The following is a 13,529-nucleotide window of genomic DNA, read 5'->3' on the forward strand; positions in this document are numbered from 1 at the left end:
TCAGGATGAACAAGCACATTCTGATCGTCGGCGGCGGATACGTCGGCCTCTACACCGCACTACGGCTCCAGCGCAGGCTCCGTCGCGAACTCCGCGACGGCGAAGCCCGCATCACGATCATCGACCCCCAGTCCTACATGACCTACCAGCCGTTCCTGCCGGAGGCCGCCGCGGGCAACCTCTCGCCCCGCCACATGGTGGCCCCGCTGCGCCGTGTGCTGCCCAAGGTGCACATCCTGAACGGCACCGTCACCAAGGTGGACCACGCCGGCCGCGTCGTCACCTTCCAGCCGGCCGAGGGCGAGCCGCGCCAGATCGCGTACGACGTGATCGTGATGGCCGCCGGGTCGATCTCCCGCACCCTGCCCATCCCCGGGCTCACCGACATCGGCATCGGCTTCAAGACGGTCGGCGAGGCGATCGCGCTGCGCAACCGCGTGCTGCACCTGCTCGACGTGGCCGAGTCGACCGACGACCCGGAGGTGCGGCGAAGGGCCCTGACGTTCGTGGTGGTCGGGGCCGGGTTCGCCGGTGTGGAGGCGCTGGCCGAGCTGGAGGACATGGCCAAGCACTCCACCCGCTACTACCGCAACATCAAGCCGTCGGACATCCGCTGGGTGCTCGTCGAGGCGACGAACCGGGTGCTGCCCGAAGTCGGCCCCGAGATGGGCAAGTGGACGCTGGAGCAGCTGCGCGAGCGCGGCATCGACGTCCGACTCGAAACCCGCCTGGAGAGCTGCGTGGGCGGCCACGTGGTGCTCTCGGACGGCACCGAGTTCGAGGCGGAGACGCTCGTCTGGACGGCCGGCGTCAAGCCCAGCCCGGTGGTCAACGACAGCGACCTGCCGCTCGACGAGCGCGGCCGGATCAAGACCACGCCGATGCTGACCGTGGCGGGCACGCCGGGCGCGTTCGCCGCCGGTGACGCCGCCGGGGTGCCCGACGTGACCAACCCGGGCAAGTACTGCGCGCCCAATGCCCAGCACGCCGTCCGGCAGGCGAAGGTGCTGGCGGACAACATCGTCCGCTACCTCCGCGGGGAGGAACTCGTCCAATACCGCCACAAGTACGTCGGATCGGTCGCCGGACTCGGCCTGCATCAGGGCGTCGCCAATGTCTATGGCGTCAAGCTGCGCGGTTTCCCTGCGTGGTTCATGCACCGCACCTACCATCTGTCGCGGGTGCCGACGCTGAACCGCAAGGTCCGTGTCGTCGTCGACTGGACGCTGGCTCTGTTCTTCAAGCGGGAGACGATCTCGCTGGGAGAGATGGAGCACCCCCGCGACGGCTTCAGGGCCGCGGTGGCGACGACTCGCCGCTAGCTCGGGTACGGCAGCGCCCCGGTGAACCACGTCGCCGGGGCGTTCACGGCACCCATGTCGCAAGCGGAAGGGGTGCCACGAGTGGGTCTGTCAGCGGTGACCGTGCTGGGCGTCGACCGGCCAGGCGTGATCGCCGCGGTAACCGGGTCGCTCGCCGACTGCGGCGTGAACATCCAGGACTCGACCATGACGTTGCTGGGCGGGCACGTCGCGATGATGCTGCTGGTATCCGGCGACCTGGATCCCGCCGAGCTGACCAAACGGGTGGGCGCCCCCGACCTCGTGGTCACCGCCTCGGCGATCGCCGCCCGCCGCCACTTCTGCGGCGACGGCGGGCTCGGCGGGCAGGGCGGCGGGCTGGAGTACGTGCTGACCGTGCACGGCCCCGACCGTCCCGGCATCGTCTCGGCCGTCAGCGCCGTGCTGGCCGAGGACGGCGGCAACATCACCGGCATGAGCACGCGGCTCACCGGCCGCCTGTACGTGCTCATCGCGGACGTCGAGCTGCCGAAGGACGTCGACGTGGCGGCGCTCATGCGCAGGCTGGCCGCGGTCGGCGCGAGCCTCGACTCCGAGATCACCTTCCGTCCCGTCGAACCGGATCTGTTGTGAACCCGCGGGGACCGAGACCGACCGGCACCGTGCGGGACGTGCTCGGCGCCCCGCACCCTGTGCTGTCCGCCGTGGCGGCGCCCGTTGACCCGGGCGCGCCTGAGGTCGTGGCCGCCGCGGCGGATCTGCTGGCGACATTGCGCGGCACGCCTGCCGCGACGGGGCTGGCGGCCCCTCAGATCGGGCTGAGCTGGCGCCTGATCGCCTTTGACGCCCGTCGCCACCCAAGGAGTCGTTCCTGGGCCGGAGAGACGGTCCTCGTCAATCCCAGGCTCGCGGGGGCCGCCGATTGGGACGAGGGCCGGGAGGGGTGCACATCGATCCCGGGATTGACCGCGGATGTCCGCAGAGCCACGCGTATCACCGTACATGGGCATTTGCCAGGAACCGGGGAGAGCGTCACCATCGAAGCGGATGCCGTGGAAGCTCGCTGCATTCAGCACCAACTGGACCATCTCGACGGTCTACTCTTCTTGGACAGAGTCCCTGGGGCGCTATCACTTCACCGCAAGCTTCACACTTGTGACGCTTGATGCGAAGTTGTGCTCCTCGGAAGCATGGTCTGTTTCGTATGATTACGGCGCCCCCGTAGCCCAATGGCAGAGGCAAACCCCTTAAAAGGGTTGACGTGCGGGTTCGAATCCCGCCGGGGGCACTTGCCTTCTCCATTGACTTCAGGTCTCTGACCTGGAGCTTTACCGCGATCGGCAGGATGGACGCGGCTCAGCCGTCACCTGACGATATCGAGTTGTTATCGATTTTGTCCTGTCACCGTGCGATCACTGTTTGTTAGAGCCGGTGTCGTACGGCCCGAGCCGCCCGGCCCGGGGCCTCCGGCCGTCGGCGCCCACCGGCCGGGCGGCGCCCGCTGTTTGGCCGGCCGATAAGTTTTCGTCGGCCGTCCGATATTGACAAGCCCCAGGTTTTCTGCTTTCTTCCGGCATTGCCGGAGTTCCCTTTCTGTGAATGTCCGACTACGCCTGACAGCCATCCTTTCCGGTTCCCGAATGCTGCCATACTCGCCGCCGAGCGCATCGGAGCACGTCGACGCGCCGCCGGGCACCTGCGGAGGCGGAATTCCGGCCGCCAGGCGATCCCGGGAACTCCGCGAAGGCCCGGATCGTTGTGAACGCAGCCGAAGTCCCGTATGAACATCGTTATGAGCGTCAGTTGACCAAGGTGACGGCGCGCACCGTAGGCTCGTCGTCACAGGAGGCAGCGATGGAGAGCAAGAACCCCGTATTCAGCAGGTCGCGGCAGCAGGCCGCGGCGGGCTGGGCCGGTCCCACCCCGTCACCCGACCAGCTGCAGCACATGTACGACGCGCCGTCGTACGCACCACCGACCCGGCCGGCGTACCGGACCATGACGCTCGACGACGTCGTGGTGCGAGGGTTCATGACCCTCGGCGCGCTGGTCGTGGCCGCCGCCGCGGCCTGGATCCTCGACGTCCCCCCGATGGTCGCCATCGGCGCCGCGGTCGTGGCGCTGGTCCTCGGCCTGATCGCCTCGTTCACGATGAGCACCAACCCGGCGCTCATCCTGGCGTACGCGGTGTTCGAGGGTGTCTTCCTCGGCAAGATCAGCTCGGTCTTCGAGGGGTTGGTCAGCGGCATCGTGATGCAGGCGGTGCTCGGCACGGCGTTCGCGTTCGGCGCGGTGCTGACGGTCTACGCGTTGCGCATCGTCCGCGTCACACCCAAGCTGGTGAAGTTCACCATCGCGGCCGGCCTCGCCGCGCTCGGCCTGGTCGTCGTCAACCTCATCGTGGGCATCTTCCACGAGGGCGGCCTCGGCCTGCGCACCGACAGCCCGCTCGGCTGGATCTTCAGCGTCGCCATGATCCTGCTCGGCTGCTTCTTCCTGCTGCTCGACTTCGACTCGATCGAGCAGGGCGTCAAGCAGGGCGCTCCGGACAAGTTCGCCTGGCAGTGCGCCTTCGGCCTCACCCTGAGCCTGGTGTGGATCTACCTCGAGGTGCTGCGGTTCATCAGCTACTTCAGCGATAGCGACTGACCGTCACCGACAGTCGTGCGAAAGGGCCCCGCCGCACTGGCGGGGCCCTTTCGCTCTGCGATGGAAAATCTACCTGCCGTCACAAAATGATGCCGGGCCGAGGGGTTGCCAACCTCACTTCCGTGTTGCAGTGTCAAGCAAAGGAGCTAATCCGCGGAGGTGCCCATGTCCTTGAACCACTCACCGGAGACGCAGACGAAGCTGATCGCAAGGGTCCCGGCCATCACGGGGCGCGAACTCCCAGAGTGGTTCCAAGCAATCGACAACGGCCCGGCCTTCCTGAGGTGCGACGAGCGTGCCAACTGGCTCGCAGACGAGCACGGGCTGACCCACGGCTACGCCGCCGCGATCGTCCACGAGCACGAGCGGCACCGCCGTAACCGCATGGGCTTCATCTGAGCCCAACCGTCCTAGCCGCGCCCGTGCCGCAAGCGCGGGCGCGTCATCATGAGGGTATGGATCTCAACAAGGCCCTCGGCTTCCTTCGTGATCATCACCACGCCGTCCTGCTGACCCGGCACCGCGATGGGCGCCCGCAGATGTCGCCGGTCGTCGCAGGCGTACAAGGCGACCACGTGGTGATCAGCAGCCGCGAGACCGCGGCCAAGGTGCGCAACGCCATCCGGGATCCCCACGTGTCGCTGTGCGCGTTCACCGACCGCTTCTACGGCGACTGGATCCAGATCGACGGCACCGCCGAGGTCGTCCACCTGCCCGAGGCCATGGAGCTCCTGGTCGCCTACTATCGCGACATCTCAGGCGAGCATCCCGACTGGGACGATTACCGGGCCGCGATGGAGCGCGACCGGCGCGTTCTGATGCGCATCACCCCGGTCAAGGCCGGCCCCGACCGCCACGGCTGAGCCCTCGGCGTCCCTTTCGGCCGTCACGGGAAGCACTACGTCCGTTCTGGCCGCACTGTTGAGGCCGCGCGCCCCGTCACCGGGGTGCGCGGCCTCACCGCATGAAGCAGCCTGTCAAAGCCGCCTCAGGATCGCTTGGGACCGGCTCAGCTCAGGCGCTCGAGGACCATGGCCATGCCCTGGCCGCCGCCCACGCACATCGTCTCCAGGCCGATGCTCTTGTCGTGGTGCTGGAGACTGTTGATCAGCGTCGAGGTGATACGCGCGCCGGTCATGCCGAACGGGTGGCCGACCGCGATGGCGCCGCCGTTGACGTTGAGCCGGTCGATGTCGATGCCGAGCTCCCGGTACGACGGGATGACCTGCGCGGCGAACGCCTCGTTGATCTCCACCAGGTCGATGTCGCCGATCGCCATGCCGGCCCTGGCCAGCGCCTGCTTCGACGCTTCGACGGGACCGAGCCCCATGATCTCGGGCGACAGCGCGGAGACGCCGGTCGAGACGATCCTGGCCAGCGGCGTGATGCCCAGCTCGGCGGCCTTCGTGTCGCTCATGATGACGACCGCCGCGGCCCCGTCGTTGAGCGGGCAGCAGTTGGCGGCCGTGACCGTGCCGTCGGGGCGGAAGGCCGGCGCGAGCGTGGAGACCTTCTCGTACGTGGTGCCCGGCCGCGGCCCGTCGTCCTTGCTGACCACGGTGCCGTCGGGCAGGGTCACCGGCGTGATGTCCTTCTGCCAGAACCCGTCGGCGATCGCCTTCTCCGCGAGGTTCTGCGAGCGCACGCCGAACTCGTCCTGCTCCTTGCGGGAGATGCCCTTGATCTGGGCGACGTTCTCGGCGGTCTGGCCCATGGCGATGTAGATGTCGGGTACGCGGTCGTCCTCGCGCGGGTCGTGCCAGACCTGCCCGCCCTCGGCGAACTGCTTGGTGCGCTCGCGGGCCTCGGCGAAGAGCGGGTTGTGCGTGTCGGGCAGCGAGTCGGAGTTGCCCTTGGTGAAGCGGGAGACGGTTTCGACGCCGGCGGAGACGAACACGTCGCCCTCGCCCGCCTTGATGGCGTGGAAGGCCATCCGGGTGGTCTGCAACGACGAGGAGCAGTAGCGGGTCACGGTGGTGCCGGGCACGTTGTCCAGGCCCAGCAGCACCGCCACGACCCTGGCCATGTTGAAGCCCTGCTCACCGCCGGGCAGGCCGCAGCCGAGCATGATGTCATCGATCGAGGCGGGGTCGAGCTGGGGCACCTTGGCCAGCGCCGCCTTGATCATCTGGACGGTCAGGTCATCGGGCCGGATGTCCTTGAGCGACCCCTTGAAGGCCCGTCCGATCGGGGAACGCGCGGTTGCGACGATGACTGCCTCGGGCATGGCCCCTCCTTTGTCGGCGCTAATAGTAGAACTATATTCCAGTTCTTAGCGCAAGAGCCGACCGGCCCGCTCGCCCGGTTTCCGTAGGTGCGCGGATGGTTGGGGGTGCGACGGCCGGCAGGGCTGCTCGCCCGCTGTTCGTACGTGCCGGGCGGGCGAAGAGAGCGCGGGGGAGGGGCCGACAGGGCTGCTGTTATCCGTACATGCCGGGTGAGTCGGCCGTCTGGTCGTTGACCGCGTGCAGGCCGCCTCGCTCGTCGCGCCACAGCCGCCAGCCGTCCTGGCTGCCGGTGTACCAGGAGGGCGGGGTGGAGGCGGGAGTGACCCGCTTGCCGGTGCCGAGGTCGTACTCGCAGAGCGCGGCCGTGGAGTAGAAGCCGGGCGGCTGGCCGCGCAGCGGCAGCGGCTTGGGGTCGGTGACGCAGAACGACCACGCGCGCACGTTCTCCGGCGGCACCGGACGCCCCGCCGCCAGGTCGAAGGCCGAGCCCTTGGCGCGGTGCTGGAGGAAGCCCAGCTTGTCCATGCGGTCGGGGAAGGCCAGCCACCAGCCCGATCCTGGCACGTCGGAGGCGGTGATCTGGCCGACGACCCGCCCCGTGGTCGGGTCGAGCCTGGCGAAGCCGCCATAGGAGCCGTGGCGGTCGACGGGCCGCACGACGGGGGCGAGGCCGGGATTGCCGCTGGGATAGACGCGTACGACCGACGGCCGCATCCAGTTGATCGTCCCGTCGGCGATCTTGATGGAGAACAGCCCGAACGCCGAGACCTTCTTCGTGCGCGGGTTGGTGTAGGGCGCGACGTAGCCCACCAGGTCGTCACCGGCCGCGCCGAACGCCCAGCCGCCCGACAGGTCGATGCCGGGGCCGAGCGCCTGCTCGATCGGCTGCTGCCACTGGAGCTTGCCGGTCTCCAGCTCGTACGACTCCACCATGGGGTTGCTGGCGAGTCTGAGCAGCAGCACGCGCTTGTCGTCCGACCACTCGACCTCGGAGATGCCGGGCAGCTTCCACAGCACCTTGCCGGTCGCCGGGTCGAGCACCACCATGCGCGCCTTGGCCAGCGCGGTGTGCTCGGACAGGCACACGTACGGACCGCAGCGCTGCGGCCCGAACGTCGAGTGCACCGGCCTGCTCCACTTGCGGGCGCCGGTGCGGGCGTCACGGGCGATGAGCGTGGCGTTCCAGCGGCCCTGCTTGCCCGGGTCGAGCGCGACCACCACGGCCTGGTCGCCGCTGCGCACGAGCGCGGGGGTGGAGACGCCCATGCCGGGCAGGCGGCCTGCCATGGTGGCCGGGTGCGCCCACAGCCGCCGGCCGTCGCGCAGGCTGAGGGCGACGGTCTCCAGCGCGCCTTCGGGCTTCATGGAGGTGACGGCGACCACGTCGCCGCCCACGGCCATCCTGCTGACGACGTTGACCTGGGTGTTGTGCCAGGAAGGGAAGGCGGAGGTGGCGGCGTCGCTGCCGGAGCAGCCGCCGGTGGCGAGGCCGGCGGTGAGGGTTGCGGCGAGGGCGAGTGACGGTTTCCACGAGGGCCGGCGCACGGGCAATCCACTCCAATGAGGACGGGGAGTGGCGGCTCGGCAGCGGAAGGTGACCGGCCGAGGGTGCGCAGGTGTCAGGGCTCGTTGACCGCCTCGCCGAGTCGCCGGCGGAACAACGTCGCCCACTTGCCGTGCAGGCCCGTCGCCCGCCCGTCGACCCGGGTCGCGGAGACCTCGGTGCCGGGCTCCTCCGCGGCCGTCGCCGCCGCGAGGTAGATCGGTTGCAGTGCTTCGCCGCGCGCGGGACGCGGCTCTGGCCACAGCCCCAACGCAGCGCACACCGACGGTAGCACCGCGTTAGCGGCCTGCGCGTAACCTCGGTCAGATGGATGGAAACGATCCGGTCCGAACATTTCTGTCGGATTTGTCGCGAACTCGGGGCCGAGGACGTCGGCGAACGCCACCGTACGGCCGCCCGCGTCCACCACCGCCACCGTCTGCGCCGCGGCGAGCTGCCGGCTCCAGCGCCGCGTCACCCAGCGCAGCGGCTGTGCGATCGGGCGTACGGTGCCGAGGTCGGGACACGTGCCCACGACCACCTCGGCCCCCGCATCCCGCAGCCGCCGCACGGCCTTGGTCAGATGGCGTACGGCGATCGCGGGCGGCGTCTGCGTGATGATGTCGTTGGCCCCCACGAAGATCACCGCCAGGTCGGGCTTCATCGGCAGCACCGCGTCGACCTGCTCGGCCAGCTCGGCCGACGGAGTGCCCGACTTGCCCACCACCTTCAGCTCCACCGGCCGTTCGGCCACCACGGCGAGCCCGTTGGCCAGCATCACCGCGGGCGTCTTGGCCGGGTCGGTCATGCCCAGGCCCACCGAGGTGGAGTCGCCCAGCATCGCCATCTTGATCGGCTCACCGGGGAAGTCGGTGCCGTAGACGCCGTCGGAGGGCGGCCCGTCCAGGCCGTGCGGGCGGCCGATGGCCTTGCGCGCCAGCAGGCTCTCCGCGATCAACAGCCCGTAGGCGGTGGCTCCGAGCGCCGTCAGACCGCCGCCTCCGAACGCCGCTGCCATCGCGATCTTCTTCGCCGCGCGTGCCATGCCTGCCGGCCACACCACGTACGTGCCCTCCTCAGTCGAACTCGGCGGTAGCGTTTGCTTGAAACTAACCGAGGGCCGGCCACCCCCACTGGACCTCGGCCATCGGCAAGCTGACCAAGCTTCGGCAAAGAAGGTGAACACCCCGGTGCGCGTTTACGATTCCCTTGTCGACCTGATGGGCAACACGCCACTCGTCAGGCTGCACAAAGTCAACGCGGGCGTGCCCGCACAGGTGCTCGCCAAGGTCGAGTACTTCAACCCTGGGGGTTCGGTCAAGGACCGCATCGCGGTACGCATGATCGAGGCCGCTGAGAAATCCGGCGAGCTGCGCCCCGGCGGCGTGATCGTCGAGCCGACCTCGGGCAACACCGGCGTCGGCCTCGCCATCGTGGCCCAGCAGAAGGGCTACAAGTGCCTGTTCGTGGTGCCCGACAAGGTGGCCCAGGACAAGATCGCGGTGCTGCGCGCGTACGGCGCGGAGGTGGTGGTCTGCCCGACCGCGGTCGCGCCCGACCACCCCGAGTCCTATTACTCGGTCTCCGACCGGCTGGCGCGGGAGATTCCCAACGCCTGGAAGCCCGACCAGTACTCCAACCCGAACAACCCGGACTCCCACTACCACTCGACGGGTCCCGAGATCTGGGAGCAGACCGAGGGCCGGGTCACGCACTTCGTGGCCGGCATCGGCACCGGCGGCACGATCAGCGGCACCGGCCGCTACCTCAAGGAGGTCTCCGACGGCCGGGTGAAGATCATCGGCGCCGACCCGGAGGGCTCGGTCTACTCCGGCGGCACCGGGCGCCCGTATCTCGTGGAGGGCGTCGGCGAGGACATCTGGCCGGCCACGTACGACAGGAACATCTGCGACGAGATCATCGCCGTGTCCGACAAGGACTCCTTCACCATGACCCGCAGGCTCGCCCGCGAGGAGGGGCTGCTGGTCGGCGGGTCCTGCGGCATGGCCGTGGTCGCGGCGCTGCGGGTGGCGGCCAAGGCGTCGCCCGACGACGTGGTGGTCGTGCTGCTGCCGGACGGCGGCCGCGGCTACCTGTCGAAGATCTTCAACGACGACTGGATGGCCGACTACGGCTTCCTGACCACCACCTCCGACGAGGGGCTGGTCGGCGACGTGCTGGCGCGCAAGGGAGGCGGGCTGCCGGAGTTCGTCCACGTGCACCCGCACGAGACGGTCGGCACGGCCATCTCGATCATGCGCGAGTACTCCGTGTCGCAGCTGCCGGTCATGAAGGAGGAGCCGCCGGTCATGGCGGCCGAGGTGGTCGGCTCCATCGTCGAGCGCGATCTCCTCGAAGCCCTCTACCATGGCAGGCTCTCCTCCGACGACCCGATCTCCGATCACATGTCGGCGCCGCTACCCACGATCGGCAGTGGTGAACCTGTGGCCATCGCGGTGGAAGCGCTGGAAAAGGCCGATGCGGCCGTTGTGCTGGAAGACGGCAAGCCGACCGGGCTGATCACCCGCCAGGACCTGCTGGCCTTCCTCGCCAACCACTGACGCTCCCGGCGCTCCGGTGGCGTCGTGCTCAACGCGCGTGCGGCGCCACCGGGGGCCTGGCGGCCGGGTCAGGGGAGCGGGAACTCTGCGACGACCTCCCACGCGCCCTCGGGGGTCGGGCCCGCGTAAAGCCTGCCGCCCAGCGCCTTGACGCGTTCGGCCATGCCCACCAGCCCGAACCCGCCGCCGAGCCGGGAGACGCGCGGGTCGGCGTCCGAGCCGAAGTTCCGCACCCGCAGCACCACCACCTGGTCCACGCGGCGCAGGCTCGCCTCCACCCAGGCGGTGCGGGAGGCGTGCTTGCGCACGTTCGTCAGCGCCTCTTGAAGCACCCGGTGCAGGGTGGTCATGACCTCGGGCGGCAGCGTACGGTCGTCCAGGCCCTGGCCGATCTCGAAGGCCACCTTCGGCCCTTCTGCCGAGAACCGGTCGGTCATCATGCGCAGGTCGGCCAGCGTGACGCCGGGCGTCCTGTCGGCGCCGTCCTCGGCTCGTAACACGGTGACCATGCGGCGCATCGAGGTCAGCGCGTCAGTCCCGGCCGTCGCGATCGCGTCCAGTGCGGGCAGCACGGCCTGCGGGTTGGTCTCGGCGACCGTACGCGCCGCCTGGGCCTGCACGACGATGCCGGTGATGTGGTGTGCGACCAGGTCGTGCAGCTCCCTGGCCAGCTCAAGGCGCTCGGCCCGGCGTACGGAGTGGACCGCCTCGTTGCGCCGTTCCTGCTGGAAGCGCAGGTAGCCGCCGACGCCCGCGGTCAGCGACCAGCTCGCAAACAGCAGGAACGAGGCCGGCAGCCCCACTTCGACACGTCCGTTGGCCTCCGTCATCAGGACGAACAGGTTGAGACAGGCCAGCAGGGCGGCATTCCGCACGGGCTCGACGTGGCGCAGCACGCCGAGCATGAGGATGAGCAGCGCGCCCGTCTCCGTCATGCCCGGCAGGCCATGCTTGCTCGTGGCGGCGATCGCCGTCGTCGCCACGAACGACAGGCCGAGCACGGCGAGGAACCCCTGCGTCCGGTACTTCTGCCGCAGCATGAGAGCCGCGCAGCCGGCCGCCCCGCAGACCGGCACCAGCCATTGCGCGCCCCCGAGCTGCCAGGCGGCCGCGACGTCGAGCAGCAGGAGCAGGCCGAGCCAGCCGTACATGGCCAGCTCACTGAGCCGGCGGATCCAGTACACGACGCGTTTGGAGCTCACCACGGCCTTGAGCCTAAGCCGCAAGTCGGACATCTCGTATCAACCGTTCGGCCGAGTGGGCTTCCCGGAGACCAGCCTTAGAGCCGAGGTGGAACAGGCGGGCCCTGGACGATGCTGAATCGTGTCGGAAAGGGGACAGACATGATGGTCATCGGATTCACCCTTCTAGGGGCCGGGCTGGTCGTCGCGGTATTGCTCGCGCTGGCCGATCCGATCCTGCTCTCCCGCATCAACGGCGAGCCCGCCGAGGGCGCCAAGGGACGCTTCATCAAGGCGGACCCCGTACGCGAGGCGGAGGTCGTGCCGCTGCGCGCGCGGTCCGGCGGGGACCGGCACGCGACCCGCGCGGCCTGACCGCCGATCCGGCCACGGTCCGGGCGGGGGCGTGGGTCGTCTTGAGCGGTGCCGGCGTCCACTAACGTGGCTGGTATGAGCAACGGTTTTGAGACCCTGGCCATTCACGCAGGTCAGGAGCCCGACCCGCTGACCGGCGCGGTCGTGCCGCCGATCTACGCCACGTCGACCTACAAGCAGGACGGCGTGGGCGGCCTGCGGTCCGGATATGAATACAGCCGCTCGGCCAACCCGACCAGGACCGCGCTCGAAACCGCGCTGGCCGCCGTGGAGGGCGGGGCACGCGGGCTCGCGTTCGCCTCGGGCCTGGCCGCCGAGGACACCCTCCTGCGTACGGTGTGCAAGCCGCAGGACCACGTCATCATCCCCGGCGACGCCTACGGCGGCACCTATCGGCTCTTCGACAAGGTCCTCAGGCGCTGGGACCTCCACTACGACCCCGTGCCGCTGCACGACCTAGACGCCGTGGCGTCCGCCATGACGCAGAAGACCAGGGTCGTCTGGGTCGAGACGCCCACCAACCCGCTGCTCGGCATCGCCGACATCGCCGGCCTCGCGCAGCTCGCCCATGACAACGGCGCGCTGCTGGTCGTCGACAACACCTTCGCATCGCCGTACCTCCAGCAGCCCATCACGCTGGGGGCCGACGTGGTCGTCCACTCCACCACCAAGTACGTCGGCGGGCACTCCGACGTGGTGGGCGGCGCGCTGGTGGCCGCCGACGCCGGGCTCGGCGAGGAACTGGCCTTCCACCAGAACTCGATGGGCGCGGTGGCCGGGCCGTTCGACGCCTGGCTGACGCTGCGCGGGCTCAAGACGCTCGGCGTCCGCATGGACCGCCACTGCGACAACGCCGAGCGCGTCGTCGACCTGCTGCTCTCCCACCCGAAGGTGACCGAGGTGTTCTACCCGGGGCTGCCCGACCACCCCGGCCACGTGGTGGCGTCCAAGCAGATGCGCCGGTACGGCGGCATGGTGTCGTTCCGCGTCGCCGGAGGCGAGGCGGAGGCCGTGGAGGTGTGCAACCGCGCCGAGCTCTTCACGCTGGGGGAGTCGCTCGGGGGAGTGGAGTCGCTCATCGAGCACCCCGGCCGCATGACCCACGCCTCGGCGGCGGGGTCGCCGCTTGAGGTGCCCTCCGACCTGGTGCGGCTGTCGGTCGGCATCGAGACCATCGACGACCTGCTCGCCGACCTCACCCAGGCGCTGGCCTGAGCCGCCTCCGACGGTGGGCCCGGGGCGGGCCCACCCGCAGGGGCGCTACTCGGGCACCACCATCAGGAAGAGGATCACCAGCCAGATCACCGACAGCAGGCTGCTGATCGCGGCGATCCGCCCCTTCTCCACCTTCGCGTCGTCCTCGGTGCTCTCGCTGGAGAGTGCCTGTACGGCGGCGCGCAGGTCGCGGTCGATGATGAAGAGCAGCACGACGCCCACGATGAACAGCGTCATCGACGCGCTCATGTACCACCGGCCGAGCACCCCGTTGCCCATCACGATGCCGAGCACCAGGCCGAAGACGAACACGCCGAGGCTGCCGATGGCGTAGATCCTGGTCGTGCGCTGGATGAAGCTCAGCGCTTGCACGTTCTTCTGCCGGATCACCCGGGGCGCGGACATCGTCGCGGCGACGATCGGGCCGAGCGTGAAGATCGCGAATCCGATGTGCAGCCAGAGAAGCAGGGACATGC

Annotated in this window: 14 protein-coding genes and 1 tRNA gene; 10 read left to right on the forward strand and 5 right to left on the reverse strand. The window is 69.5% G+C overall.

Annotation, left to right across the window (positions count from 1 at the left end; all coding sequences use genetic code 11):
- Positions 1 to 5 precede the first annotated feature (5 nt).
- From WBK31_RS40110 to WBK31_RS40140, 7 genes are all read left to right on the forward strand, one after another.
- Positions 6 to 1,322 (forward strand): NAD(P)/FAD-dependent oxidoreductase, encoded by a 1,317-nt coding sequence (locus WBK31_RS40110; protein ID WP_364069663.1) that lies wholly within the window; start codon positions 6 to 8, stop codon positions 1,320 to 1,322.
- An 81-nt stretch (positions 1,323 to 1,403) separates the two neighbouring features.
- On the forward strand, positions 1,404 to 1,934 hold the full coding sequence (locus tag WBK31_RS40115) for an ACT domain-containing protein (protein WP_364069665.1): 531 nt from the start codon (positions 1,404 to 1,406) through the stop codon (positions 1,932 to 1,934).
- A gap of 38 nt (positions 1,935 to 1,972) precedes the next feature.
- Positions 1,973 to 2,467 carry a peptide deformylase gene (locus WBK31_RS40120; RefSeq protein WP_364069667.1) on the forward strand — a complete coding sequence of 165 codons (495 nt, stop codon included), beginning with the start codon at positions 1,973 to 1,975 and terminating at the stop codon, positions 2,465 to 2,467.
- 49 nt (positions 2,468 to 2,516) lie between these two features.
- Positions 2,517 to 2,589 (forward strand) — tRNA-Leu (locus tag WBK31_RS40125).
- Between the two features lie 566 nt (positions 2,590 to 3,155).
- The gene (locus WBK31_RS40130) at positions 3,156 to 3,950 is read left to right on the forward strand and encodes a Bax inhibitor-1/YccA family protein (RefSeq protein ID WP_364069669.1); all 795 of its coding nucleotides are present in this window, start codon (positions 3,156 to 3,158) and stop codon (positions 3,948 to 3,950) included.
- 165 nt (positions 3,951 to 4,115) lie between these two features.
- Complete coding sequence (locus WBK31_RS40135; protein WP_357586258.1) at positions 4,116 to 4,349, forward strand: DUF4287 domain-containing protein; 234 nt, start codon at positions 4,116 to 4,118, stop codon at positions 4,347 to 4,349.
- A 56-nt stretch (positions 4,350 to 4,405) separates the two neighbouring features.
- Complete coding sequence (locus WBK31_RS40140) at positions 4,406 to 4,813, forward strand: PPOX class F420-dependent oxidoreductase (RefSeq protein ID WP_364069671.1); 408 nt, start codon at positions 4,406 to 4,408, stop codon at positions 4,811 to 4,813.
- A gap of 146 nt (positions 4,814 to 4,959) precedes the next feature.
- Here WBK31_RS40140 and WBK31_RS40145 read toward each other — a convergent pair whose 3' ends face one another.
- The 3 genes from WBK31_RS40145 to WBK31_RS40155 form a co-directional block, all read right to left on the reverse strand.
- Complete coding sequence (locus tag WBK31_RS40145) at positions 4,960 to 6,177, reverse strand: acetyl-CoA C-acetyltransferase (protein ID WP_364069673.1); 1,218 nt, start codon at positions 6,175 to 6,177, stop codon at positions 4,960 to 4,962.
- Positions 6,178 to 6,370: 193 nt separating this feature from the next.
- Positions 6,371 to 7,723, reverse strand: coding sequence for a PQQ-binding-like beta-propeller repeat protein (locus WBK31_RS40150; RefSeq protein ID WP_378785258.1), 1,353 nt, complete (start codon positions 7,721 to 7,723; stop codon positions 6,371 to 6,373).
- A gap of 74 nt (positions 7,724 to 7,797) precedes the next feature.
- The gene (locus tag WBK31_RS40155; protein ID WP_406674098.1) at positions 7,798 to 8,739 is read right to left on the reverse strand and encodes an SGNH/GDSL hydrolase family protein; all 942 of its coding nucleotides are present in this window, start codon (positions 8,737 to 8,739) and stop codon (positions 7,798 to 7,800) included.
- Between the two features lie 172 nt (positions 8,740 to 8,911).
- Here WBK31_RS40155 and WBK31_RS40160 point away from each other — a divergent pair, with 172 nt between their 5' ends.
- Positions 8,912 to 10,282 (forward strand): cystathionine beta-synthase, encoded by a 1,371-nt coding sequence (locus WBK31_RS40160; RefSeq protein WP_364069679.1) that lies wholly within the window; start codon positions 8,912 to 8,914, stop codon positions 10,280 to 10,282.
- Positions 10,283 to 10,350: 68 nt separating this feature from the next.
- Here the strand turns inward: WBK31_RS40160 and WBK31_RS40165 are convergent, their stop codons facing one another.
- The gene (locus tag WBK31_RS40165; protein ID WP_406674099.1) at positions 10,351 to 11,487 is read right to left on the reverse strand and encodes a sensor histidine kinase; all 1,137 of its coding nucleotides are present in this window, start codon (positions 11,485 to 11,487) and stop codon (positions 10,351 to 10,353) included.
- A gap of 138 nt (positions 11,488 to 11,625) precedes the next feature.
- On the opposite strand from WBK31_RS40165, the gene WBK31_RS40170 reads away from it, so the two are divergent.
- Positions 11,626 to 11,838, forward strand: coding sequence for a hypothetical protein (locus tag WBK31_RS40170; protein ID WP_378785256.1), 213 nt, complete (start codon positions 11,626 to 11,628; stop codon positions 11,836 to 11,838).
- A 75-nt stretch (positions 11,839 to 11,913) separates the two neighbouring features.
- Positions 11,914 to 13,053: a cystathionine gamma-synthase gene (locus WBK31_RS40175; protein ID WP_364069685.1), complete on the forward strand. Its 1,140-nt coding sequence runs from the start codon at positions 11,914 to 11,916 to the stop codon at positions 13,051 to 13,053.
- A 45-nt stretch (positions 13,054 to 13,098) separates the two neighbouring features.
- On the opposite strand, the gene WBK31_RS40180 is transcribed toward WBK31_RS40175, so the two are convergent.
- Positions 13,099 to 13,527, reverse strand: coding sequence for a hypothetical protein (locus tag WBK31_RS40180; RefSeq protein ID WP_364069687.1), 429 nt, complete (start codon positions 13,525 to 13,527; stop codon positions 13,099 to 13,101).
- Positions 13,528 to 13,529: the final 2 nt, after the last annotated feature.

Source organism: Nonomuraea sp. N2-4H (assembly GCF_045291505.1).
GTDB classification, from domain to species: Bacteria; Actinomycetota; Actinomycetes; order Streptosporangiales; family Streptosporangiaceae; genus Nonomuraea; species Nonomuraea fastidiosa.